Raw genomic sequence first — 22,869 nt, forward strand, 5'->3', positions numbered from 1 at the left:
GAGTTGAAATTAAACCAATAGTATTGTTCAATACCTTTTAAAGAATCATAATCGAAATATTTAATCATTTTAAATCCTTTGATATTGAATTGTATGTATTTTGTGTTTATTTATCGAGGAAGGCAGGAGGAAAACTGCTATCTCTCAAATACCTCGACCGAATATGTCTTGGGTTTAAGACCCCACCAAATTTTCAATTTGGTAGCTCTCCCAATAGGAGAGATCTGTAGCTTGCTTCTCGTCGGGTATCTATCCCCAACAGAGGTAAAACCTCCCGCCTCTGTCCCCTGCCCCCTGCCCCCTGCCCTCTTCAACACTTGTTTAGCTGCCTATATAGAAGTTGTAGAGCTTGTTTTTCTATTTGTCTAACTCGTTCCCGACTAATACCCAGACGTTGACCAATTTCTTCTAAAGAAAGTTCGTTTCCATCTGTCAAGCCAAAGTGCAAGTTTAAGATGTCTTGTTGTTGTTTAGACAAATTTGACAATAAGTTTTCCACTTCCTGATTGAGAAATTGTTCAGTAGTATAGCCATTTTCAGAATATCTGTAGTCTTCTATCAAGTCTTCTAATTTTACATCTCTGTCTGACCCAACTCGAATATCTAGAGAGATAGTTTGACGAGCCAAAAGGAGAAATTCTCGAATCTGACTAGGCTTTAAAGAAAGTGCATTAGCAATTTCTGTACTGGTGGGAACGCGACCCAGTTTTTGAGATAACTCTCGCTGAACACGCTTAATTTTATTTAACTTTTCATTGATGTGAATAGGTAATCTAATCGCCCGTCCTTGCTGGGCGATCGCTCTGGTGATTCCTTGACGAATCCACCAGTAAACGTAGGTTGAAAATCTATATCCCAAAGCCGGATTGAATTTCTCAACCCCTCTCTCCAAACCCAAAGTACCTTCTTGAATTAAGTCCAATAGCTCTAAGTTCCGTCTTTGATATTGCTTGGCAATTGACACCACAAGCCGGAGATTAGACGCGATCATTTTCTCCTTAGCTTTTTTCCCTTTATTTAGCTGATGAAGTAGTTCCTGTTCACTTAACTGCATCTGGTTAGCCCATTCTGCCAGTGTCGGTGTACGCTTTAATTCAATAGTCAGTTTTTCTGATTCAGCAAGTATTTTCATCATCAGCTGAACTTGTTGAGCAAAAAGAATTTCTTGCTCCTGGGTCAACAAAGGTATCCGTCCAATTTCTTGAAGATAAGCACGTACTGTATCAGGTGGAGATTGAGATGCTTTGCTTGTGTTACTAGATTTGGTGTCTGATAATGTTAAGTTACTCATAGTGAGTGAGCCTCTGCCTATTAATTAGGGTATTTTTTATTCGGGAAAAAGCGCAGATAATGACTCGATGAGCCATAGAGGTTTTTATAAAAAAACCAGGTATCAAGTACTAGCTCCAAAAGAGCAATCAATACCCAAATTGCTAGAGAAACAATTACAGGTAGGCTGAGATCGGGAAACTCCCTTTGTAAATCGATAATGCCAAATAACAGCAAAAAAAGGAGTGAAACTCCTAGAAGAAATGACAACTTGACGATCGCGAGAATGAAACGGCTCATCTCCAGAATGCGATTGTAAAGTCTGGAAAATCTCTCCAGTATTTCTTCCATGTTATTGATGACAAGTGAAATTTGTTGTCGGTGCAGATGGGTAGCTAAGGAATATTTTTGCTGCACCTGCATCAATTCATGTTCATTCTTGAAATTATCTAAAAGCTTGTCCCAAGGTAGCACTTGGGAGCTAGTTGCCCAAATGGGGAAATCCTTTAAATGCAAGGGAACTAAATAGTTAATCAGTGCTATCAGAGTTTCATCAAAATTACTGAGTTCAGAAGGAAGAGACTGAGTTAGACGAATGAGTTGGTCAATCTGAATCTGAAGTGTATAGTAGTCTTCATATCTCCTTTGAGCGATCAACTGACTAGTAAAGGTGAGGAAAACAATTAACACCCCCAATAAAGCAGCTAGGGATTGAGATACGGCAGAAAAGAATTCAATCGCTACCTGTTTCGGTACTGTCAGCCAGGGGGCATTTTCCCGCATAGAAAAAACTAGAGTGGCAACAAATACAAGCCCGACGATCGCTAGCTGATGACCAGTAATAGTAGCTATGACCGTCCGTACTAAAGGAGTGTTACTGAGTTGAACCAGGATTTTCAGACCTGGTACTGGTTCACAAATTTGAAGTCGTTGGGCTTTGTGGGTTGACATGATCGAAAGATACAGTTCCTGACGAAATAATTCGTAATGACGCTCCGGCGTTACTAACGCTGCGCTAACGTAATTCGTAATTAATTGAGGGTACAGAGCAAATCAATTTATTGATGAAATAATATGCCTGGGTCAATAATTACGAATTACGGGTTACGAATTATCATGACTTATTGACGATATAGTAATCCGCTTTGATTGCTGAAATTATCTGCGTAGGAAGGGAACAGGGAACGGGGAAGAAGGAATAAAAGTGTACTAAGTTTTTTCAAAAATCAAATAGGAGTCCGATCGTAGATGTTGTCAAAAGTATCTGTATACTTATTTTCCACTCTGCAAACTCACATGATTGGCCCCCGACTGAATTAATTTGCTCAGGTCAGCAACGGCGCTAGCATACTGAGGATCGGCTAATGTCCCCAAGGTTTGGTTTTGTAGTAATGCTTTCTGTTGCGCCTCGGTTAACTCTACGGTAATATCTGGGGCAATGCCGATATGATTGATATCTCGACCTTTTGGTGTGTAGTATTTCGCGATCGTTAATTTCAGCCCCGAGCCATCTTCCAGTGGCTCTACGGCTTGAACTAAACCTTTCCCGAAGGTGCGAGTCCCGACTAACGTGGCGCGATGATCATCTTGCAACGCTCCCGATAGAATTTCACTGGCACTAGCAGATCCCTTATCGACCAGTATCACTAAGGGTTTGTTGGTGAGAGGATGTCCCGATGCATTGTAGCTCTCTTTAACTTGATCTCGATTTACCAAAGACACGATCGCCCCTTGCTTCAACCACATACTGGCAATTTGCAAACTTGCATCCAGCAGTCCACCCGGATCAGAACGCAGATCCAAAACGTAGCCCTGCACCTGTTGTTTTTCTAATGCTTCAATTGCTCGATGCATCTCTGCGGGGGCAGTTTCGGTAAACTCTGGTAAACGAATGTAACCAATCTTACCTGCTGGTGTTGTTTGGGTGTTGTAAGTTACAGGATAGATGGCAATATTGGCGCGGGTAAGGTTGAAAGTTTGCGATTGGCTACCCCGTTGAATTGTAAGTACTACCTTAGTTCCCACTGGGCCGAGAATTCGCTTTACGGCATCCTCAATTTTCATCCCCTGAGTTATTTGACCATTAATCTGGACAATTATATCGTCTGGCAAAATGCCCGCTTTAAAAGCAGGCGTTCCGGCGATCGGGGCGATAACGGTTAAAGCTTTCGTTTTTTCATTCTGTGCCAGTTCCAGCCCTACACCACTGAGGTTGCCAGAAATGTCGTTATTTAGGGCTTGAAATTCCTGGGGATCGAAAAACTCGGTGTAGCGATCGCCTAATTTCGCCACCATTTCTTGAATCGCCCCATAAGCCTGTTGATTAGAACTATAGGAACGGCTAAGATACTGCTGTCGAATTGCTTTCCAATCTTGATGGTTAAAGCTGACATCAACATAATTTTTATCTAGAATCTGCCACACCTCCTCTACAAGTTTTTGAGGGCTAGTTTGGGCTTTACCGAAAGCTTTAGAACCGTAGAAACTAGTTCCTACAAATATTGCTGCTATAACAGCTAGCTCTATCTTGACGAGCAATTTTTGTGTAAACATATTTTAACTCTTGAAAAAGAATACAGAATACAGAATCCAGAATTCAGAATGCAATCAATGAAGGGTTGAATATCTTCAGTCGCAGATAATGGCTTCTGTCAGCGTAGCGGGGTCTAGCCAATTCTGACGACTGAATCCTGAATTCTGTTTTGTTCAAACTATTAGGAATTATCTTCAGATTTACCTTTCCGGTGGGGATAGGCAGTCTTAAAAATATCCTGAATTTTAGTCTTTTGTTCAGCCGTTAGATTCAGGCTCAACACTGCTTTACGCATTTTTTCACCTTGTTGTAATTTCGTTGACAATTCCTTTACCTGATCTGGGGTCAGAACTGCCTCAATTTGCTTACGAATTTCTTCACGCTTTTGAGCGCGTTCTGGCGTATTCGATGCTGGAGAGTTTGTCGTAGAAGTATCAGATACTTTTGTGCCAGAGTCATTTCCTTGAGACACATCTGGAGATTTAGAATTGCTGCAACCTGTCATTCCTCCAATGAGGATAGTTGCAAGTAGCAGGGTTGGTAAAATTATCTGTTTTTTAATCATTTACTTCTCTTGTTTTTGTTGTATGTAATACGACTGTTCTGACTCAATTTCGATTTATGACTGTTTAGAAGATGTTTGAGAAGTTGCTACTTTACTCACACCAGCTAATCTTAAAAGCTGCGATGGGTTTGCACATGAGCTAGAATTCCTAACCTGACCAGTAAAAAAGTACTCAAGTGATTGTGACTTTTTTCCTAATTTAGAAATAATTAATCAGTCGGAACGGCTCTAGCAATGCCAGAGATAGATTCGTTATATAGAAAGAAGAGTCTCATTATCCACCTGGCAATTCAGATCGTGTGGAAAATTTCAGCTATTTCAGACTCGTGTGTACACCGTAGCCTAAAAGGAGAGAAATCTAGAGAGAGGTTTTTCAGATATCGTGAAAAGTCAGCATCATCCACAGCGCCGAGATATCAGACTTATTCAACTATTTACCTCTAAAATTGTGAAAATACCTATGGTTTTATCACAAAGACCATTAAGTTGGAATAGTTCTATGGTTAGCTTGACCTACCCATCGTTTCGTTTATTGCTTTACCTAGAGTGGCTGTTATTGGCTACGGCAGTGTTCATGGAAGTTCTGCTGCCGTTTGAGTTGTCTTGGTCGTTGCTGCTAAGAGTTATGGCGATCGCCATCTTCAGCTTGATGGGCTTGAGACTACCAATGGTGAAGCTGGAAACAAAATTACTTTATACAGCCCTGGAATTAGGTTTAATTTGGCTACCAGCGACTCAACATAGCTTATCTCCTCGCTGCGTTTTGCTGCTGTGTCTGGTACTGGTAATGCGGAGTTGTCTGATATTTAAGCGATCGGGACAGTTGGTTGTCTTGGGTTTATCTTTGCTCTCTCATGGAACACTGCTTTTATCAAGACCCGTTGTACCTGAGAATTTTATGCGAGATAAAATGATCGCCATGTCTTGGGATTGGCGATTAAGTAATATATTATTATTTAGCTTAACGTTAGTATTCGCTTTATTGTTAATCAATGCCCTACTTGCAGAGCGCCAAAGTCGAGAGCAATTAGAAATTGCCCATCAGCAATTAGAGATCATCAATCAACAACTGTGCCAGTATGCACTAAGAATTGAAGATCAGGCAACCTTGCAAGAACGCAACCGCATTGCCCGCGAAATTCATGATGGGTTAGGACATACTCTCGCCGCCCAAACCATTCAAATTAATAACACTCTGTTGTTTTGGCAATCAAATAATGATAAAGCATTGACATTTCTCAAACAGGCGAAAGAACTGGGGGCTGAGGCGCTGCTAGAAATTCGGCGATCGCTTTCTGTCTTACGTTCAAATCCTTTGCAAGGGCAATCTCTCAAATCAGCCATTGAAAAGCTGCTGACAGATTTTCAGCAAACCACAGGTATTGAACCTTCCTGTAAAATTGATCTACCACACATTTTACCAACAGAAGTAAATACCGCCCTATATCGGATTGTGCAAGAATCGCTGACAAATATTTGTAAACACGCTCAGGCGACAAGTGTCACTGTTAAACTACTGGCTCACGCGGGGATGATTCATCTGTCAATCGAAGATAATGGAAAAGGGTTTAACCCCACTCAAAATACAACCGGGTTTGGACTACAAGGGATGCGAGAACGGTCGGTTGCACTGGGCGGACAGTTAAATCTCTATAGTCAATTAGGAACAGGTTGCTGTATTTCTGTTTCTCTGCCACTATCAAAGCTTTTGTTATAGGGCTTTTCAAGTAATTGAATTACCTACTCCCCACTCCCTACTCCCAATCTCAGTTATGATTCAGATTTTATTAGTTGACGATCAGCATCTTATTCGCCAGGGACTTAAGAGTATGCTTGAGTCGAATGCAGAGATGCAGGTAATCGGTGAGGCGGAGAATGGGCAACGGGCACTGGAACAGATTGCCGTACTGCACCCCGATATTGTGCTAATGGATATCCGAATGCCCGTAATGGATGGAGTTGCCACAACAAAAGCGATCGCTCAACAATATCCTGACATTAAGGTTCTCGTCCTCACCACCTTCGATGATGATGAGTATGTTTTCCAGGCGATGCGGCTGGGTGCAAAGGGCTATTTGCTCAAGGACACCGAACCAGATGAATTAATGTTGGCAATTAGATCCGTCTACAAGGGACAAACCCTACTCGGCCCAGGATTGTTTGAGAAAGCACTCACGCCGATTGCTGCCCCTGTCTCGTCTGTGCAACCCCCTCCAGAATTGGCGCAACTCACACCCAGAGAATTAGATGTATTGCGGTTAATTGCTTGTGGAGCCAATAACCGCGAAATTGCTGAATCGTTGTTTCTTTCAGAAAACACTGTGAAGAATTATGTTACCAATATTCTGAGTCGGTTGAGTTTACGCGATCGCACTCAAGCCGCTTTGTTTGCCCATTCGTTGTTTGGTGGACTTAAGAATCTCTAAGAAAATCGGCGGGAATCTCACCCCTTCCAGAGGCCGGGCTGTTTCATTAATTTTGAATTTTAAATTGTGTTTCATAAACCCATAACTGTGCGATAATGTGCTTCAATTTGCGCGACGGTTTTAGACTTACGCTTCGTTTCCCATTGACTGCGATTAAATAATTCTTGTCGTAAGTTATCAACGTTAATTGTTGTCACTTTACCATCGGTAACAATTTGTTTACCATTCACCCAAGCACTATCAACAACATTACTAGGACGCCCTAAAACTAGCAACCCAATGGGATCTGTCCGCGGTAGTAATGATAAATTGGTGAGGTCATAAAGTACCAAATCGGCTTGTTTACCGACAGCTAAAGAACCGAGTTTATCTGCAAGATTCAATCCTTTCGCACCTCCCAAAGATGCCATTTCTACTGCTTGTCGGGGTGTAATCCAGTGTTGATAATCTGAGTCTGTAACATTGTGTAAGATAGAACCAATTTTGATCGCTTCTAGTAAATCTTGAGAGTCATTACTAGATGCCCCATCACAACCAAAAGTTACATTTACTCCAGCTTGGCGATATTTTAAAATTGGGGCGATGCCACTGCCTAAACGCAGGTTACTTAAGGGATTATGAACAACTGTAGATTGAGTTTCGGCGAGGATGGCGATATCAGTATCATTTAACCAGATGCAATGGGCTAGAGTTGTGCGTTGGCGTAGCCCGCCGCAGGCATCGCTCAAATATCCGATTCTTTTCAAATGTTCTACAGCAGTACAACCGTACTTTTCTTGGGCGAGTTTTTCCTGTGCTTTAGTTTCGAGTAAATGGGAGTGACGACAAAGATTGTAGCGCTCGCTTAACTCGATACATCCTGCAAACAAAGCATCACTACACAATTGTATCCCTGTTGGTGCAACTAAAATACTCACACCCTCATCTGGGCGATGAAACTGTCTCACTGCCTCTTCGATGATTTCCAAGGTTGCCGCAGTTGAGCGAAAATACGGTTCATGGGTTTGGGTTGATTCCCCAGATGGGATACCTACGGTAAGGGATTCATCTTGAATTAAGGGGGCGATAAAGGCGCGTATTCCCACTTCTCTGTAAGCGCGAGTTGCAATGGCGATGGTTTCTAACTCAAGTCCGGGAATTAACACCAGATGATCTACCACACTCGTCCCGCCAGAAAGTAAGGTTTCCACCGCAGTACCCAGGGCACTGAGATAAACCTGTTCGGGATCGAGGGGGGCAAAATCGTACAGTTCCGCCAACCATAATTCTAAAGGGAACGTTGACATGATTCCCCGCTGCCACATCTCTGATGAGTGGGTGTGGGCGTTGAAAAAGCCAGGTAGCAGTAGCTTATTTTTGCCATCTATGACAGTCCCAATTACTTGTAGATTGGGGGAAATGGCTGCAATTTTACCATCTACAACCTGTACATCTACCGTTGCATAATCATCACTGATAGCAATCAAAACATTCTGGATGGTGAAAGTTAACATATTTAACCTTGATTAAGCAATTGCATTCTTGACTGAATTTCAAGTTAAAAATAGAAAATGGTGTAGGATATTGCAATTTTATGAATCTGCCTTTTCGGACATTGGGAGTATCACCAAATGCGTGGACAGTGAATCATGCGATCGCAGATATCACTCGTCCTCAAAAGACCCCACAACCCGTTATTTTATCAACAGAAACAAAAACCCTGCATCTAGACTTGGCAAAAGCTGCTATCCTCGTCATTGATATGCAAAACGACTTCTGTCACCCTGATGGCTGGTTAGCGCATATCGGCGTGGATGTAACTCCGGCGCGTCAGCCCATTGAACCTTTGAATAACTTACTTCCCGAACTGCGTGAGATTGGTGTTCCAGTCATTTGGGTAAATTGGGGGAATCGTCCCGACTTGCTCAATATTAGTGCTAGTTCGCGTCACGTCTATAATCCCACAGGGGAGGGTGTGGGATTGGGCGATCCACTGCCGAGCAATGGTGCTAGAGTACTCATGGCAGGTAGTTGGGCTGCGGCAGTAGTAGACGAACTAGAACAGCTTCCCGAAGATATTCGTGTGGATAAATACCGCATGAGTGGGTTTTGGGATACGCCATTAGATAGTATCTTGCGGAATCTGGGAAGGACAACATTATTTTTTGCTGGTGTTAATGCCGATCAATGTGTGTTAACCACATTATGTGATGCCAACTTCTTAGGATATGATTGCGTTTTAGTTAAAGACTGTACCGCTACTACTTCTCCTGAATATTGTTGGCAGGCGACATTGTATAACGTCAAACAATGCTTCGGTTTTGTTGCTGAATCGCAAGCAATTTTAACAGCGCTGCAAAAGAGTGAGGAGTGAATCGATTTTGGATTTGGCATTTGGGATTTTAGATTGATCCCATATATGAATACTCTTTCTTAGATCAAGAATTTGAGATTTGTTCTGGTGTTTAAATTCGCTTGTCATCAGACATTTTTAAATTTTGGATTCTGGATTGATTGAAGAAGAATTCAGAAGTCAGAATTCAGGAGTCAGAATCAATCAATCGGGGATTCAAACCCGCGACTTTCTTGTTGACCACCAAATCGCAGATTTGGTGGGGGTCTTAAACCCGGTTATTCATCCGCCTTTTCGGTCAAAATTCATTCTGTACATGGATAGCGGGGCGTTTAGCCCATTCTGACTCCTGACTACTGAATTCTGTTCGATAATTTAAAATCCAAAATTCTGTGATTCAGAATTTGGATTTTAGGAATTTTCATACCCATCGATAACTTCAGAGGGGATAAATAAATGTACGCTACTCGTTGTGTAATTCCGGTGATTAAATCTCCCAAAGATTATCAAGTATATCGCATCAGTCCTAACGACACTAATCGATTAGCAATCATTTTTGATTCGATAAATGCTAATACTTCCTTGACTTGCTGCATAGAAATTTTTGATGTTGGTGGACAAACACCCCCAAATCGCCATCAGTGGGCGGTGGAAATGTTTTTTGTTCTCAAAGGGGAAGCGATCGCTATGTGTGACGGCAAGAGTGCCATGATCAAAGCTGGGGATAGTTTGTTAGTGCCTCCCACCGGAACTCATTTGATTAAAAACACTGGTTCTACTCGCCTGTACACTTTGACTGTTATGGTTCCCAATGAAGACTTTTCAGAATTGATTCGCAGTGGCATTCCGTCAGAGTTAGATGCAGAAGATATGGCAGTGCTGGGGAGATTAAATGCTTTGATGCCCTGTTAAAATAATTCCTAATACAGCAGTTTTCTTTTGCATGAAGTATAAAGCTACGGGTTTTGAGGCAGGAGCGCAGCGAAAGCATTTATTTTGGCGATCGCTTAGAAACGGATGAAGAAATTGATGCCTATTATAAATAGCGATCGCTATCTAAATCTTGATAAGCATTGGCAGTCCCTTCACTTCCAATACTGCGTAGGTTTTGGAATTTCTTGGTTGAGGCAAGCAGGGGGAGAAATGGAGGCTGGCGTTGAGTTTTGCTTCCCCTGCTTATCCGAGCAGTATTGCCTTCACTTCCTATTTACAGGCGATTTTCCATACGATAGTGACAACAAGGGTGATACGTTGCTGCATAGAGTATTTATCGGCGGTTCAGCTACGCCTTGGGAAGCTATCTATGGTATGGTACGTTATCTGACTAGAAGTGAGGTTAATGAGATAAATGAGGCGTTAAATTACATAGTCAGAGGATGACTTCAAGTCGCGTCTTGACAATCTGCTTGGATCTCACCAGAGTAGAGTATACATGGAGCCGCATTTTCTAGAACTACAAGTTCAGTTAATTCAGTTTTTTAATGTAGCAGCACAAGAGGGCGATATAGTACTTTTGTCATTCGATTAGATTAGGGTTGTCGAACACAAGCGGCATATAAAATTTCCCGACAAGCGTGAAGTACACCCGTAGGGGCACAGCACTGCTGTGCCCCTACAACTCGCGATATAATTTTGTACCGCATCTGAATGGGAACCGCTATAACAATCCCTTACTTTTTAATGTCTTTTTGAAATAATTTGTTGAACAACACTAATAAATCGTTCCATATCAGCGTGAGTAATAGCTCCCATTGTCGATACTCTAAAAATAGATTGAGCTAAATTTCCTTGTCCAGAATAAATTACATAATCCTCTGCTTTGAGTTGGTCGTGAAATTCTTCATAACTGAATTTATCTGGTAAATAGTAGGCATTCAAAACCACAGATGAAATTCCTTGAGGAAGTAAAGATTTAATTCCCATTGAGGCTAACCCATCTCTGACTAGGTTTACAAGTTGGCTGTAATAGCTGTGTCTAGCACGCCATCCTCCGGCTTCTGCCATTTCTTGCAAAGCTTCTGCTAAAGCATAAAATGTCTGTACTGATTGCGTAAAAGGTGTGCCACCTCGGTCTTGCTGCTGGCAATAAGTTCCTAAATCTAAATATAAGGTGCGGGGAATTGTGTCTACTGACGGCAGTGCATCCCGTTGCAGGATCACAAAGGACGTTCCAGGAACGCCATGCAGACATTTATTAGCTGTCGCAGCGCAAGCGGTGATTCCCCAATCTGTAAAATTTAGTTCTTCAGCACCAAAGCTGCTAACTCCATCCACTAGTAGCTTGATGCGGCGTTCTTGACAAATTGGGGCAAGTTCCGCCAAATTATTTAAGCGACCGGTAGTAGTTTCATGATGGACGACAGCGAGGTGGGTGATATCAGTATTTTCATCCAGGAGTTTGATTAAACCGTTGATATCTATTTCAGCATCCCAAGGATGGGAAAGTGTGATGTAATTAATGCCGTGGATTTTGGCGATTTTGGATAGTCGTTCGCCATATACACCGTTTTCAATTACTAGTAATTTCCCGTCTGTGGGTACTAAACTGCTGATCATCGCTTCCATCGCGGCGGTACCAGAACCAGTGAGGAGAACTGCTGCCCAGCGATGCCTAGGTTGGGCTACGCCTACGCTCTCAAGACCATAAACTTGAAGTAATTGTTCGCGGATTCTGCTTTGAAGTTGGGAAAATTCCACCTCACGATGACATAAATCGGGACGCAACAGGGCATTTCTGACGCGATCGCTCAAATTAACGGGGCCGGGGTTTAGTAAAATCATTACCAAAGTTAGGAGTTAGGAGTTAGGAGTTGCCAGTTAGAACCAATATGGTTCATGAAGCGTTGCAAAACTGCTTCTGGGGTGAGGTTGGGACGGGGTAGCTTTTCTAAAGTTCCAGGGCGGATTTTCAGATGAGCGAATTTAGGTCTGGTGTTGGTATCTATGGTAAATAAAGCATCTAAAAGGGCGGGATCGTCTCCAGCTAATGTAAGGCCGTAACCGCAGGCTTCGGCAATCTTGGCAAAGGAAATACCCGCAGAGACGGTAGCTTGTGCGCCTGTGGAATCGTGGACTTCGTTATCTAAAAGAATATGGATTAGGTTAGCACCGCCATAAGTGCCGATAGTAGCAAAATTACCCATTCGCATTAATGCTGCCCCATCGCCATCAATTACTACTACCTTGAGGTCTGGACGTGCTAAAGATAGTCCCAATGCCATTGAGGAAGCGCAACCCATCGACCCAACCATATAAAGATGATTGGCGCTGTCTTTACTAGCAAATAGTTCCCGTCCCGTATATCCCGTGGTGGCAATTACTACAGTGTTTTCTGGATCGGTAAGTTCCACAATCCTAGCTAATGCTTGGCTGCGAGAAATGCGTTGTTCTTTGCGATCGCCAAAAAAACTTTGCTGAATATGAGTGCTATTACTATTTTCTCGTTCTGGGATAGAAGAACGGGTGAGTGTATGGGGAGCAATTGTTCCCTTACGCATAATTAGAGCATAAGGTCGGCGTTCTTGCTGCATGTAGGCTGTGGCTCTTTGCAGAACGGGTTCTATTTCTGCTGCGTCTGTGGGAAAAAATTCCCAAGGTACAGACATTGTTTCCAGCAATTTATCTGTGATTTGCCCCATTAATTCATGTTGCGGTTCATCTTGTAAATTGGGTAGGCGTAGCCCGTCGTAGACATCGCCCCGCAAAGTACAAATCAGCAGCAGCGGAATCCGAAAGATATAAGTGAGGGAGGTTAGCGGGTTAACTGCATTCCCCAAACCAGAGTTTTGCATCATCACCACAGCTGGTTTTCCAGCAATTGCGGCTCCGGTTGCGATCGCTACAGCATCCCCCTCATTGGCTGCGGAAATATATCTAAGTTGAACGTCATTGATGACGTAGTTAATAAAAGGCGTGAGAAAAGAACAGGGTACGCCAGTGTACCACTCAAAGCCAAGATTACGCGCAGCTTCTACAAATTCCTCTGCCTGGATCATAATTAAAAATTTACAGCAATTTTCAGGTATTTAGACGATTAAGATGGGATGAGAGATATTACTTCGGCTTCAGAACTCAAAACCTCAATCTCAGGGCTTCGTCGATGAATCTCAGGATAATCATAGGTTCGGTTGAGGAACGAAACCTAACCTACGCAGGCAGTTTAAGGTTTTTGGCTCTAACTGAACCGTATTGCATTATATTTTATTATTCCGCTGTTCCGATATTTTTTTAGTTTGATTATTCATGATAACTCCGACTGAATTCATCTTTTTACGATAATAAACAACTTGAGTTTAAAAAAGTTCAAATGAGAATTAAATCTGCTCAAAGCTAAGAAATTACTCTTTTTTAAGTAATTTGATGATTTGTTCAACATCATTAAGAGAATAGCTTAAGTGTAAATCAATAGCGTTACTTAATTTTTCTTGATTTAGCTCAAGTATGGCTTGAAAAATTTCCACGTGGATCGCGTTTTGTCCAATTGTCATATTAAATTTTAGTTGGGGAATCCAACTTTTGAAAAAATCCATATAATCTTGTCTATATCGTTCTACCAACCTTCTTAAATATTCATCAGGATGAGCATTCATAATACGGGTGTGAAGATACTCATCCAAAACAATCATTAATTGATTATCTTTATCCTTAGATGCTAGTTTATATAAGAAATAAACCTCTTTAAGGCTATTTAAATCTTCTGCTTTTAAAGGTTTTAAAAAGTATTCTATAGCTTCTTTTTCATACTTAAATCTTACTTTTAATCGCTGACAAAATTGTCCAATACAATACTGTGGAAAGTATTCAAGCAGAGGATTAGATAAAGTTTTGGCAAATGCCTCTCGAAGAGCTTGATTAGGAGGAGTTTCTCCTGTTTCGATTGCTACTATAGTCCTTCGACAGGTATAACACTCTTGAGCTAACCTATCTTGTGACCAAATTATATTATTTCGTGAGTTTTTCAATATGCGCCCATAGGCTAGCTTTGTTAGCTTATCTTGTATTAAACCATCCATAATTATTCTGGTTTGGTTAGAAGCTTAATTATTTTTTAGTCTATCAAAATCAAATAGTAAATTTACTGAAGCGCATGTTTTCTGCTCACTGATGGGCGAGCATTGGACATGGGGATTAGAGAAGAAAGATTATTATTTCAGCTTTAAAACTCAAAACTTGAGATTCAGAGATCGAAAGTTCAACCTTACAATTCCTCATGCCCCAGTCCCCATCCCTATTGCTTCAATTGAAAAGCAAGGTCAAGATCATCCAAAGAATTAACATCTAACCAGTTACCGCGAATATAAAGCACCTTGATCGGTTTTCCTTGCTCGATTAAATAATTGCATAATTCTGGCAAACCCAAACTGTTGAATTCCGGTCGTTTTTGCAACTCATTGAGTGCTTCACTCACCCACTGTCTACCTTGACTCCGCAAACGCAGCATCCCAATCCAGCGGCCGCTAGATTTTCCTAATTTCGTTTGTGTTGTTTTAGAAATGTGCAACAGGTTGACATCCTGTCCAAAGAGAGAAAGATCATCTGGGATGGAACAATAAGCGTAGTCAGGTGAACCGCTAACAGACTTACTGTTCGCCACAGAATCAACTACAGCTACAATCTCTCCGGGACATTCTAATAAATCCCGCAGAATGTAGCTTCTAAATAGTAAATCGCCGTAAAGCACCAACATTTCTTCGCCAAAGCTGGTTTGAGCTACGGCTAAGGATGCTAATTCTCCCGTTGTTTCATAATCTGGGTTACGGATGACTTTAGTCCCTGGAACGTTAATAGTTTCTGCTTTGTAACCCGCAACAACGGTAATATCATTGATGGCAAGTTTCTTGAATTTGTCCACCAATAATCTGAGCAGGGGTTTACCTCCAAGGGGTAACATGACTTTTGGTTTATCTTGCGTCAAACCTGCTAACTCTTGGCCTCTGCTAGCAGCCAAAACGATCGCTTGAGTATGTTGTCGTCCGTTGTTAAAGTAGCGTTTTTCAGCTTCTATGAGTTCATCCGCCCCCTGTAGCCGGAAAATTTCTTTTACAGGCGCAATATCATCTTCAATGTTGATTAAAGTTTCGCTGGCTTTCACTTCACGCGCGATCGCCTGCATACTAGCAACAGCAGCTCGAATCAAATGGTTTGCCCAGATGACCAAATTAACTTCCGCTTTGCGAAAAACGTCAGTAGCGGTGCTGTAATATTTGGTCGGTATAATCACTAACGGGGAACGACCCGCCCATTCTTTGGCAAAGGCTAGCACTTGGTCAGGACGCGATGATTTACTGTGAATCAGGATGGCGTTTGCTCCAGCAGCGTGGTAAGCTTCAGCTCGGCGCAATGCCTCCGAAAGATCCCACCCAGCAATCAAAGCTTCGAGTCGGGCGACGATGCAAAAATCTGGATCTGTCTGACTATCCTTACCCGCCTTAATTTTGCCGCAGAATTCATCAATATCAGCCAAAGCTTGGCGACTCCCGTTGATGAAACTATTGGTTTTGGGAAAAAGCTTATCTTCAATACAGACTCCAGCAATACTTCGCTGTTCTAGCTTTTTGACCAGGCGACGCATATTATTAAAGTTGCCATAACCCGTATCCCCGTCTAACAAAATCGGGATGCTGGTGACATCAGACATAAACTCTAGCATTTCTACAACTTGAGTCCAACTAGCTTCATTATTATCTCGAACCCCATATTGAGCCGAAAGGGCTAGTCCACTCGCCCAAATTCCTTTAAATCCAGCCTCTTCCACAATGCGGGCACTAATCCCGTTGTGAGCTTCCATAATGAAGTCGAGTTGAGGCGATTCTAGTAGTAACCGCAGTTGGGCACATTTATTTAAGTTTGCAGCGGTGTCAGTGGGTGCAAATATTTGATGCATCTATTCTGCTTTTCTCAACCTATAAATTAAAGAAGAACTCAGAATTCAGAAACAATTAGTGGGGGATTCAAATTCTCCACTATTTTCCTGACTACTAAATCGGATATTTAATCGGGGTTTAAAACCCCTTGATTCACCAGCCAGTCGCACATAATTCATACTGAATTCTGACTCTTGAATTCTTTATTACAGCTATTTTCAGGTAAATAGATCACGCGGTAGGGGCACAGTCAACTTAGCCTTGGCGAATGGAATTCGCAGCTATACTGGCATTGTCCGCCTGCGCGGACTAAGGTCAAATCAAGGTTTTGAAACCCAGGATCGGTAGCTTTTGTTTGTGTAGACGCGGTTTCTAACCGCCCGTTTCGCTGTGCCCCTGACGTGGTTGAAATACATAAAAACTGCTGTATTAAATATACTTTCAGACATTTTCTACGACTTCTATCTGAGGTAAAATATCATTTTGGGCACGTTGAATATCCTGGGGAAAATCGATTTCTAGCCAAGGTAATCCAGTTATGTCTTCATAGCCAAATTCTTCTGGAGTTTCTAATAATAGATCCCGAATTACTTCTTCATAAGGTTCATCATCTCGTCCGTCTGCAACATACTTTTCTGTGCGAGTTGCAAGACGGTGAGTAGCAGCACTTCCAAACCGAAAGAATCCCACTGACTCGCCAATTAAATCATAAACCAAACCAAGAGCTACTTGTTTGCGAAACTCCACTAGATAATTATCTTTAACACAAAGCTTTACCGGTTCATCTCCCGGTTCAAAATCCCGATCCAGTAAGAAGCTATTGGGGATATTTGTCTTTACCAGTTGTTCGATGATGCGGCGATCGCACAATACATCTGCATCCATCAATAATATATCATCGCCAGCAGCTAAATGCTGACGTACAGTCCAAAGGCTGATTACACTGCCTTTAGTATAATCAGGATTGTAAACTGTACTGACCCAATTTTCGGCTCCTAATGCTTTGATTTCATCCTGAATTCTTTGTGCTTGATAACCCACAGTAATTACCACTTGGTTAATCTGGTAATGACGGAGATAGTTCAAATGGCGCTCTAATAGAGATTTGCCGTTAAATTTCAGTAAGCATTTGGGTTGGATTTGCCCGTCTTTACCTAAGCGTCGTCCAACGCCAGCAGCTAATATAATTGCCTTCATCGTTAAGTCACCAACAAAGCTATGACACCAGGAAATCTAAAAATTTTCCCAGTATTTCATAATGACTGTTTTTTGCTCAAGACAATATTTGTTAATTAATTCTTAACATGGAAGCAACAATAACTCTGTATCGCCCCACAGGCCCAAAAGAGCTAGAACTAGTTAAACAAAGCAACTACACCAAATGGCCGCCGAGACTACTTGAACAGCCAATTTTTTACCCAGTGACAAACGAGCAGTATGCCCAGGAAATTGCTACTAAATGGAATATTCGAGACAGTGGCGTGGGTTATGTGACACGGTTTGAGGTTAGAAAAATTTTCATGGATAAGTATGAAGTTCATCAAGTCGGGGCTTCATATCACACAGAATGGTGGATTCCAGCCGAGGAGCTAGAAGAGTTAAACAGCAACATTGTGGGTAAAATCGAGGTGATTGGAGAATACAGGTAGAAGCCAGGTACTAGTTACTTGAAGTGCGAAACACTTGGCGAAACCCGAAATAAGCGATCGCATCTTTCATATTTGAGACAAAACGTTTTAGCATACCCATACGGGTGTCGGTGACGTACTCCAAAGTCAAGACAATACGCTGTTCATTGTCACCCAAAGGAGTAACTCTGTGGTAAAGTTTGTCACCATTGAATAAGACTAGAGTACCAGGAGTTAAGGAGAGCGATCGCTTTTGCGTTTCCCGTTCAGGAATATCTTTGTAGAGTTGATATTCCAGCGTACTGGATGAATTATCAACTAAACCAAGCAACACTGTATAGCGTTTCCCGCGATAGTAAGAGGTATCGTAATGATACTGAATATGATCTCCCGGCTCAGTGTAATAGTACAGCGCATAAGTATGGGGATCGGCATCAGGACAAGGAAGGAGTTTTTCTGTCGTAATTTGGTTGAGGAAGTCAAAAAAGGCACTGAGTTGATAAAACTCTCCGAAAATCGGAGCTAGGCTATCTAAACTATAGCGGCTGATGCTACCGCCCTTTTTATGATTGGGAATATAGTTACGGTTGATAGCAGGTTGCAAAGACGGTAATAGCGCCAAGAACTGCTCAATGATGGAGTTTGGGATAAAGTTCTCAATCACCAACAATTCATTCTGTGCTTGAAACTCAACTTGAAGTTTCTGGTAATCAACAGCTGCTATTGCTTTATCAATTTCAGTTTGAAGCTCCATTGATCATTTGATATTAATACAAGCTTGCAAAAATAAACATACCATTCTCTCTTAGGACTTACACACGGACTAGGATTTTACCTACTTAGTACTGAGTGCCTCGGCTTATAGTGCTGAGTAAATTAAGAAGTACTCAGTACTTTTGCACTTGGGTTTTTGCCCCGCCCGAAGTCAAGCGGAATCTTTTCTTTTCAGGAGGAGGTTGATACCCCACCTCTTGTGGCGTGGTCTTTTTACTCAGCACTGGCTCAACGCCCCGCTATCCATGTACAGCACTTTTTACTCAGCACTCTTTCCATAGGATTCCTATTTGATTTATGAACGAAATTAGGTACTATCGACTAACTACTTATGATTAAGTGAACGCATATTTCATGGGCAAACCGTTCTGAAAAACTAGTAATTCTCCCGGTTGGATTTTTGTCCAAACTTCGTTGTCAGTGAGGGGTGTGGTCGCAATAACAGCAACGCGATCGCGTTCAGTAGTCACCTCCCGAAAATCTACGGTCATGTCTTGGTCAATTAAATGGGCAGCGGCAAAGGGCGCTTGGCGAACAATGTAGCTGAGATTGGTTGAGCAATAAGCAAACAAGTGTTCTCCATCTGATAATAAGTAATTAAATATACCTAATTTTGCGATTGTGCCAGTAATCTCTTGCAGGACAGGGCACAGTTCTTTTATGTCAGGCTTACCCTCAGGAAAGCGCGATCGCAATGTTTCTAGCATCATACAGAATGCTTTTTCACTATCGGTATCACCTACAGCTTGATAAAAGCCCAAATTTTCTGGATCAAAATTTGGCAAATTACCGTTGTGGGCAAACACCCAATACTGACCCCACAATTCTCTGCGGAAAGGATGGCAGTTGTGTAGGGCAATTTCACCCTGAGTAGCTTTGCGGATATGGGCTATGACATGGGTTGAATGGATAGGATAACTCCGAACAAACTCTGCTACTGGAGAAGCAACAGAAGGTTGAGCATCTAAAAACATGCGACATCCCTTTCCTTCAAAGAAAGCAATGCCCCAACCATCGCTATGGTTATCCGTTTTTCCTCCCCGTGCAGAAAACCCTTCAAAAGAAAAGCAAATATCCGTTGGAACATTGCAATTCATTCCGAGCAATTGGCACATGGATGTTGCAGCTCTCAATTTTTGACTAAGGCCTCAGGATCAAGATACTTCAGAATGCTGCCTTGATTCTGGAGCGATCGCTTCAATCTTAGAATTTTAGGCTGAGATATGCCACATACTCCCCAAGAATCAAGAGTCTGTTTCAAGTTAGCAAGATGACACTATGCCATAAGATGGTAGCGGCGGATATCTGGTGTAGCAGTCACTAAACCTTCGAGTTTAGCTGCTACCGCTTGGAAATGGGGTGAATCTAGATGAGTATTCAGGGCTGCCTGAGAAGTCCACTCCTCTACAAAAGTAAAGTCTGTTGGGTCGTACTGGTTTTGCAAAAGTTCATACTTGATCGCACCTGCTTCCTGTCGGGTTGGCTCAATGAGTTCCAACAGTACAGCTTTTAGTTCTTCTACTTTGTTAGGCAAAGCAATAATACGGGCAACAATGCGAATAGTTTGGTTTGTCATTTGTTATGGGGCATTGGGGATTGGGGATTGGGAAAAGACTTTCTCTTTCTCTTTCTTTGTTCCCCCGTGGTTGCTGGTGTTAATTTTTATTAAAACATCTGCTGTAAATATTGTTCATAGCCTAGTTGTTCTAGTTTGGCTTGCTTTGCAATTACTGATTCAGATAGGGTTTGACGATATTGTTGCACTTTTTCTAACAATTCTGGGTGATGAGTTGCGAGGATTTGTACTGCTAAAAGACCAGCATTTTTGGCATTACCGATCGCTACTGTTGCCACGGGAATACCAGCAGGCATCTGTAAAATAGAATACAGAGAATCTACACCTTGTAAATTACGAGTGGGTACAGGAACACCGATAACAGGCAGTGGAGTTAAAGACGCTACCATTCCCGGTAGATGGGCAGCACCACCGGCACCAGCAATAATTACCTTAATACCGCGTTGGTGGGCAAGTTGAGCATATTGCACCATACGTTCTGGGGTACGGTGAGCCGAAACGATCGCTACTTCACTTTCAACGCCAAATTCTTCACAAACTGCGATCGCATCTTTCATAGTGGGCAAATCGGAATCGCTGCCCATGATAATACCAACTAGGGGAGTCATAATAATTCAAAATTCAAAATTCAAAATTATTTGAGCTAGCTTATGGAAGCTAGGTGATGCCGATTATCATCTCATCTATTGGCGTTGTTTTAATTGATTCATTGATGTTGGTTGCATCTAAAATCAGATTTAGCTCTCTTCTCGCCAATGTGATGACCCAAGCAACACAAAATCCTGTAGATATTATCAATGCTAGAGTGCCTGGTTACAAAGATTTGCAGATGCTCTTGGTTAATCAAGAGGGCATAATTGAGCAAATCTTGCCAATGGGTACGGTAGGGATGCCTAGATGTGTGTCCCTACTAAATGTTTGTGGTGACTGGATTTCATTGGGTGGCGTTGATTTGCAAATTAACGGGGCGTTGGGATTGGCATTTCCTGATTTAACGGTTGAAAATGCTCATCTACTCCAGAAAATAAGGCAATTTTTGTGGGATGCCGGGGTAGATGGATTTTTGCCGACACTTGTGACAACTTCAGTAGAAAAGATTCAGCGATCGCTTGCAGTCATTGCTGATATTATCCCCAGTCAACAAGCAGGTGCCAAGATTCTCGGAGTGCATTTAGAAGGCCCATTTTTGAATTACCAAAAGCGTGGCGCACACCCAGCAGAGTACTTGTTACCCCTCACAATTGAAGAGGTAAGGCGGGTTTTGGGGGATTATGCCCATATTGTGAAAGTCATCACCTTAGCACCGGAGTTAGATCCCACTGGCGAAGTAATTCCATATTTGCGTTCTTTGGGGATTACCGTTAGTTTAGGACATTCTCAGGCAACATCTGCTCAGGCACAACTTGCTTTTGAACTCGGTGCAACGATAGTAACTCATGCCTTCAATGCCATGCCACCATTACATCACCGAGAACCAGGATTATTAGGGGCAGCAATTACCCATCCTAATGTCATGTGTGGTTTTATTGCTGATGGTGAACACGTTTCGCCCACAATGCTGCAAATTCTACTTCGCGCTAGTGATTACGAAAAAGGGCTTTTTCTTGTCAGCGATGCCCTTTCACCACTAGGGCTACCCGATGGTGTCTATCCTTGGGACAGTCGGCAAATTGAAGTTAAAAACGGTACAGCACGACTGGCTGATGGCACTTTATCGGGGACGACTTTACCCTTATTAGTGGGAGTACAGAATTTGGTGAAGTGGGGGATTTGTGATGTGGAGACTGCTATTTTACTAGCTACAGATGCACCTAGACAAGGGATTGGTTTACCAGGAATTGGCAAGAGTCAAGCCGCTAATTTATTGCGCTGGCATTGGGATAAAGTGACAAAAGAACTAACTTGGCAGCGATTATTGGGCTAAATTTCGCGTCAAGGTAAAAAATAAAAAGATAATCCCCATAAATAAATTGAGGGGATTTAATAAGGATGCCTTATTTCTCGCGCTGCGCCACGACGCTCGTTCGCTCTTAGCGTCTCCCCGAATCACACTGGGAGAGGCTAACGCCAAGGGAGAAGACAAAGGCTTAGCTGCGCTATCGTTATAAATGTTTTTATTTCATTCCATAAATAAATTTAGTGCAATTGAACGTCTTTCTCAACCAAAAACGCCTGTAGTCTCCCGTCGTAGGTTTTGGGGGTGGTTGCGTCGGCTGTGGCGCTGGCTAGGTGCTTGGTTTCGGCGGTAAAATAAGGTGTAGGAATAGTGATGAACATAAATTTAAGAGAAAATAATAATAATATTTGAAACTATGTTACAAAATACCTATCAACTCCTATTGACATTTGAGCAAATCCTTACCCTTGTTAAACAACTTTCTGATTCCGAAAAATTGTTACTTAGTAAAGAACTAGAAAAAGAAACCTTGAATAAAAAGTTAACGCAGTTACTAGAAGTATTTCAAACTAATGAATTATCTCTAGAGGAAATTACAGAGGAAGTAGAAATCGTCCGTTCTCAGATTTATGCCAGAAAACAAAACAATCAAGATAATCATTGATACTAATCTTTGGATTAGCTTTCTGATTGGTAGAGAACTAAAACACTTACAAAATCTTTTCCTTGAAGAAACAATTCAAGTGGTACTTTCTGAAGAGATAGTAGAAGAACTTCTATTGGTTACTCAACGTCCTAAATTACAAAAATATTTTCCGCCTAACAAACTTAATGAATTAATTCAAGTTTTGCGGACTATTGGTTTATTTATAAATATTAAATCCGAAGTTTCTCTTTGTCGGGATGCGAAAGAGTAACCGTTCACAGGGGTAATTAGTTGCTGAAATCAGGCAAAATAGAATGGGTGAAGGGGTTACAGCAATTAAAGGCAGAAGTTAATCCATGA

At 41.9% G+C, this 22,869-nt stretch carries 24 protein-coding genes; 9 read left to right on the top strand and 15 right to left on the bottom strand.

Going from position 1 to position 22,869, the window contains the following annotated elements:
* Window positions 1–310: 310 nt before the first annotated feature.
* From V7K67_RS03665 to V7K67_RS03680, 4 genes are all read right to left on the bottom strand, one after another.
* Complete coding sequence (locus tag V7K67_RS03665; RefSeq protein ID WP_334730590.1) at window positions 311–1,291, bottom strand: RNA polymerase sigma factor, RpoD/SigA family; 981 nt, start codon at window positions 1,289–1,291, stop codon at window positions 311–313.
* 20 nt (window positions 1,292–1,311) lie between these two features.
* Window positions 1,312–2,220 (bottom strand): hypothetical protein, encoded by a 909-nt coding sequence (locus V7K67_RS03670; RefSeq protein ID WP_334730589.1) that lies wholly within the window; start codon window positions 2,218–2,220, stop codon window positions 1,312–1,314.
* A 321-nt stretch (window positions 2,221–2,541) separates the two neighbouring features.
* A complete protein-coding gene (locus V7K67_RS03675) occupies window positions 2,542–3,822 on the bottom strand; it encodes a S41 family peptidase (RefSeq protein WP_334730588.1) in 1,281 nt (426 codons plus the stop codon).
* Between the two features lie 161 nt (window positions 3,823–3,983).
* On the bottom strand, window positions 3,984–4,367 hold the full coding sequence (locus V7K67_RS03680; protein ID WP_334730587.1) for a hypothetical protein: 384 nt from the start codon (window positions 4,365–4,367) through the stop codon (window positions 3,984–3,986).
* 499 nt (window positions 4,368–4,866) lie between these two features.
* Between V7K67_RS03680 and V7K67_RS03685 the strand changes: the two genes are divergently transcribed.
* Window positions 4,867–6,084: a sensor histidine kinase gene (locus tag V7K67_RS03685; RefSeq protein ID WP_334709142.1), complete on the top strand. Its 1,218-nt coding sequence runs from the start codon at window positions 4,867–4,869 to the stop codon at window positions 6,082–6,084.
* 55 nt (window positions 6,085–6,139) lie between these two features.
* Window positions 6,140–6,793 carry a response regulator transcription factor gene (locus V7K67_RS03690; protein ID WP_334709143.1) on the top strand — a complete coding sequence of 218 codons (654 nt, stop codon included), beginning with the start codon at window positions 6,140–6,142 and terminating at the stop codon, window positions 6,791–6,793.
* A gap of 71 nt (window positions 6,794–6,864) precedes the next feature.
* Here the strand turns inward: V7K67_RS03690 and V7K67_RS03695 are convergent, their stop codons facing one another.
* On the bottom strand, window positions 6,865–8,286 hold the full coding sequence (locus V7K67_RS03695) for an amidohydrolase (RefSeq protein ID WP_335165290.1): 1,422 nt from the start codon (window positions 8,284–8,286) through the stop codon (window positions 6,865–6,867).
* An 80-nt stretch (window positions 8,287–8,366) separates the two neighbouring features.
* Here V7K67_RS03695 and V7K67_RS03700 point away from each other — a divergent pair, with 80 nt between their 5' ends.
* The 3 genes from V7K67_RS03700 (at window position 8,367) to V7K67_RS03710 (ending at window position 10,505) form a co-directional block, all read left to right on the top strand.
* Window positions 8,367–9,146: a cysteine hydrolase family protein gene (locus V7K67_RS03700; protein WP_334730585.1), complete on the top strand. Its 780-nt coding sequence runs from the start codon at window positions 8,367–8,369 to the stop codon at window positions 9,144–9,146.
* Between the two features lie 435 nt (window positions 9,147–9,581).
* Window positions 9,582–10,037 carry a cupin domain-containing protein gene (locus V7K67_RS03705; protein ID WP_334730584.1) on the top strand — a complete coding sequence of 152 codons (456 nt, stop codon included), beginning with the start codon at window positions 9,582–9,584 and terminating at the stop codon, window positions 10,035–10,037.
* A gap of 117 nt (window positions 10,038–10,154) precedes the next feature.
* Entirely contained in the window at window positions 10,155–10,505 is a 351-nt protein-coding gene (locus tag V7K67_RS03710) for a DUF1877 family protein (protein WP_334730583.1), read from the top strand.
* Window positions 10,506–10,802: 297 nt separating this feature from the next.
* Here V7K67_RS03710 and V7K67_RS03715 read toward each other — a convergent pair whose 3' ends face one another.
* The 5 genes from V7K67_RS03715 to V7K67_RS03735 form a co-directional block, all read right to left on the bottom strand.
* A complete protein-coding gene (locus tag V7K67_RS03715) occupies window positions 10,803–11,906 on the bottom strand; it encodes a 2-aminoethylphosphonate aminotransferase (protein WP_335165292.1) in 1,104 nt (367 codons plus the stop codon).
* Between the two features lie 8 nt (window positions 11,907–11,914).
* Window positions 11,915–13,120 (bottom strand): phosphonopyruvate decarboxylase, encoded by a 1,206-nt coding sequence (gene aepY / locus V7K67_RS03720; RefSeq protein WP_334730581.1) that lies wholly within the window; start codon window positions 13,118–13,120, stop codon window positions 11,915–11,917.
* A 342-nt stretch (window positions 13,121–13,462) separates the two neighbouring features.
* The gene (locus V7K67_RS03725) at window positions 13,463–14,137 is read right to left on the bottom strand and encodes an FCD domain-containing protein (RefSeq protein ID WP_334730580.1); all 675 of its coding nucleotides are present in this window, start codon (window positions 14,135–14,137) and stop codon (window positions 13,463–13,465) included.
* A gap of 215 nt (window positions 14,138–14,352) precedes the next feature.
* Window positions 14,353–16,008, bottom strand: a complete 1,656-nt coding sequence (gene aepX, locus V7K67_RS03730) for a phosphoenolpyruvate mutase (protein ID WP_334730579.1) — start codon at window positions 16,006–16,008, stop codon at window positions 14,353–14,355.
* Window positions 16,009–16,429: 421 nt separating this feature from the next.
* Window positions 16,430–17,185 (bottom strand): phosphocholine cytidylyltransferase family protein, encoded by a 756-nt coding sequence (locus V7K67_RS03735; protein WP_334730578.1) that lies wholly within the window; start codon window positions 17,183–17,185, stop codon window positions 16,430–16,432.
* Window positions 17,186–17,292: 107 nt separating this feature from the next.
* Here V7K67_RS03735 and V7K67_RS03740 point away from each other — a divergent pair, with 107 nt between their 5' ends.
* A complete protein-coding gene (locus V7K67_RS03740) occupies window positions 17,293–17,637 on the top strand; it encodes a hypothetical protein (protein ID WP_334730577.1) in 345 nt (114 codons plus the stop codon).
* A gap of 10 nt (window positions 17,638–17,647) precedes the next feature.
* Here V7K67_RS03740 and V7K67_RS03745 read toward each other — a convergent pair whose 3' ends face one another.
* The 4 genes from V7K67_RS03745 to purE all read right to left on the bottom strand — a co-directional run bounded on the left by V7K67_RS03745 (window position 17,648) and on the right by purE (window position 20,574).
* Window positions 17,648–18,370 (bottom strand): 2OG-Fe(II) oxygenase, encoded by a 723-nt coding sequence (locus V7K67_RS03745; protein WP_335165296.1) that lies wholly within the window; start codon window positions 18,368–18,370, stop codon window positions 17,648–17,650.
* Between the two features lie 355 nt (window positions 18,371–18,725).
* Window positions 18,726–19,505: a class II glutamine amidotransferase gene (locus tag V7K67_RS03750; protein ID WP_334709152.1), complete on the bottom strand. Its 780-nt coding sequence runs from the start codon at window positions 19,503–19,505 to the stop codon at window positions 18,726–18,728.
* Window positions 19,506–19,666: 161 nt separating this feature from the next.
* Window positions 19,667–19,966, bottom strand: coding sequence for a putative quinol monooxygenase (locus V7K67_RS03755; protein ID WP_334709153.1), 300 nt, complete (start codon window positions 19,964–19,966; stop codon window positions 19,667–19,669).
* Window positions 19,967–20,055: 89 nt separating this feature from the next.
* A complete protein-coding gene (purE, locus tag V7K67_RS03760) occupies window positions 20,056–20,574 on the bottom strand; it encodes a 5-(carboxyamino)imidazole ribonucleotide mutase (RefSeq protein ID WP_334730574.1) in 519 nt (172 codons plus the stop codon).
* A gap of 152 nt (window positions 20,575–20,726) precedes the next feature.
* Between purE and nagA the strand changes: the two genes are divergently transcribed.
* Window positions 20,727–21,890, top strand: a complete 1,164-nt coding sequence (gene nagA / locus V7K67_RS03765; RefSeq protein WP_334730595.1) for an N-acetylglucosamine-6-phosphate deacetylase — start codon at window positions 20,727–20,729, stop codon at window positions 21,888–21,890.
* 212 nt (window positions 21,891–22,102) lie between these two features.
* Here the strand turns inward: nagA and V7K67_RS03770 are convergent, their stop codons facing one another.
* Entirely contained in the window at window positions 22,103–22,243 is a 141-nt protein-coding gene (locus tag V7K67_RS03770) for a hypothetical protein (protein ID WP_334730573.1), read from the bottom strand.
* Window positions 22,244–22,278: 35 nt separating this feature from the next.
* Here V7K67_RS03770 and vap15 point away from each other — a divergent pair, with 35 nt between their 5' ends.
* Together vap15 and V7K67_RS03780 are read left to right on the top strand one after the other, a co-directional pair.
* Window positions 22,279–22,527: a type II toxin-antitoxin system VapB15 family antitoxin gene (vap15, locus tag V7K67_RS03775; RefSeq protein WP_334730572.1), complete on the top strand. Its 249-nt coding sequence runs from the start codon at window positions 22,279–22,281 to the stop codon at window positions 22,525–22,527.
* On the top strand, window positions 22,493–22,780 hold the full coding sequence (locus tag V7K67_RS03780; RefSeq protein ID WP_335165299.1) for a putative toxin-antitoxin system toxin component, PIN family: 288 nt from the start codon (window positions 22,493–22,495) through the stop codon (window positions 22,778–22,780). The genes vap15 and V7K67_RS03780 overlap by 35 nt, the downstream gene beginning before the upstream one ends.
* Window positions 22,781–22,869 lie beyond the last annotated feature (89 nt).

It is taken from the genome of Nostoc sp., from assembly GCF_036917155.1.
Lineage (GTDB): Bacteria > Cyanobacteriota > Cyanobacteriia > Cyanobacteriales > Nostocaceae > Nostoc.

What these genes read in the sequence shown, in the direction of transcription:
- V7K67_RS03750 (WP_334709152.1), bottom strand. Translation starts at nt 19,505, where the DNA reads ATGTGCCAATTGCTCGGAATGAATTGCAATGTTCCAACGGATATTTGC.
- V7K67_RS03695 (WP_335165290.1), bottom strand. Translation starts at nt 8,286, where the DNA reads ATGTTAACTTTCACCATCCAGAATGTTTTGATTGCTATCAGTGATGAT.
- vap15 (WP_334730572.1), top strand. Translation starts at nt 22,279, where the DNA reads ATGTTACAAAATACCTATCAACTCCTATTGACATTTGAGCAAATCCTT.
- V7K67_RS03680 (WP_334730587.1), bottom strand. Translation starts at nt 4,367, where the DNA reads ATGATTAAAAAACAGATAATTTTACCAACCCTGCTACTTGCAACTATC.
- V7K67_RS03700 (WP_334730585.1), top strand. Translation starts at nt 8,367, where the DNA reads ATGAATCTGCCTTTTCGGACATTGGGAGTATCACCAAATGCGTGGACA.
- V7K67_RS03780 (WP_335165299.1), top strand. Translation starts at nt 22,493, where the DNA reads ATGCCAGAAAACAAAACAATCAAGATAATCATTGATACTAATCTTTGG.
- aepY (WP_334730581.1), bottom strand. Translation starts at nt 13,120, where the DNA reads ATGATCCAGGCAGAGGAATTTGTAGAAGCTGCGCGTAATCTTGGCTTT.
- V7K67_RS03770 (WP_334730573.1), bottom strand. Translation starts at nt 22,243, where the DNA reads ATGTTCATCACTATTCCTACACCTTATTTTACCGCCGAAACCAAGCAC.
- V7K67_RS03735 (WP_334730578.1), bottom strand. Translation starts at nt 17,185, where the DNA reads ATGAAGGCAATTATATTAGCTGCTGGCGTTGGACGACGCTTAGGTAAA.
- V7K67_RS03675 (WP_334730588.1), bottom strand. Translation starts at nt 3,822, where the DNA reads ATGTTTACACAAAAATTGCTCGTCAAGATAGAGCTAGCTGTTATAGCA.
- V7K67_RS03740 (WP_334730577.1), top strand. Translation starts at nt 17,293, where the DNA reads ATGGAAGCAACAATAACTCTGTATCGCCCCACAGGCCCAAAAGAGCTA.
- V7K67_RS03725 (WP_334730580.1), bottom strand. Translation starts at nt 14,137, where the DNA reads ATGGATGGTTTAATACAAGATAAGCTAACAAAGCTAGCCTATGGGCGC.
- V7K67_RS03710 (WP_334730583.1), top strand. Translation starts at nt 10,155, where the DNA reads ATGCCTATTATAAATAGCGATCGCTATCTAAATCTTGATAAGCATTGG.
- V7K67_RS03690 (WP_334709143.1), top strand. Translation starts at nt 6,140, where the DNA reads ATGATTCAGATTTTATTAGTTGACGATCAGCATCTTATTCGCCAGGGA.
- purE (WP_334730574.1), bottom strand. Translation starts at nt 20,574, where the DNA reads ATGACTCCCCTAGTTGGTATTATCATGGGCAGCGATTCCGATTTGCCC.
- V7K67_RS03665 (WP_334730590.1), bottom strand. Translation starts at nt 1,291, where the DNA reads ATGAGTAACTTAACATTATCAGACACCAAATCTAGTAACACAAGCAAA.
- V7K67_RS03715 (WP_335165292.1), bottom strand. Translation starts at nt 11,906, where the DNA reads ATGATTTTACTAAACCCCGGCCCCGTTAATTTGAGCGATCGCGTCAGA.
- V7K67_RS03745 (WP_335165296.1), bottom strand. Translation starts at nt 18,370, where the DNA reads ATGGAGCTTCAAACTGAAATTGATAAAGCAATAGCAGCTGTTGATTAC.
- V7K67_RS03705 (WP_334730584.1), top strand. Translation starts at nt 9,582, where the DNA reads ATGTACGCTACTCGTTGTGTAATTCCGGTGATTAAATCTCCCAAAGAT.
- V7K67_RS03670 (WP_334730589.1), bottom strand. Translation starts at nt 2,220, where the DNA reads ATGTCAACCCACAAAGCCCAACGACTTCAAATTTGTGAACCAGTACCA.
- V7K67_RS03755 (WP_334709153.1), bottom strand. Translation starts at nt 19,966, where the DNA reads ATGACAAACCAAACTATTCGCATTGTTGCCCGTATTATTGCTTTGCCT.
- aepX (WP_334730579.1), bottom strand. Translation starts at nt 16,008, where the DNA reads ATGCATCAAATATTTGCACCCACTGACACCGCTGCAAACTTAAATAAA.
- nagA (WP_334730595.1), top strand. Translation starts at nt 20,727, where the DNA reads ATGACCCAAGCAACACAAAATCCTGTAGATATTATCAATGCTAGAGTG.
- V7K67_RS03685 (WP_334709142.1), top strand. Translation starts at nt 4,867, where the DNA reads ATGGTTAGCTTGACCTACCCATCGTTTCGTTTATTGCTTTACCTAGAG.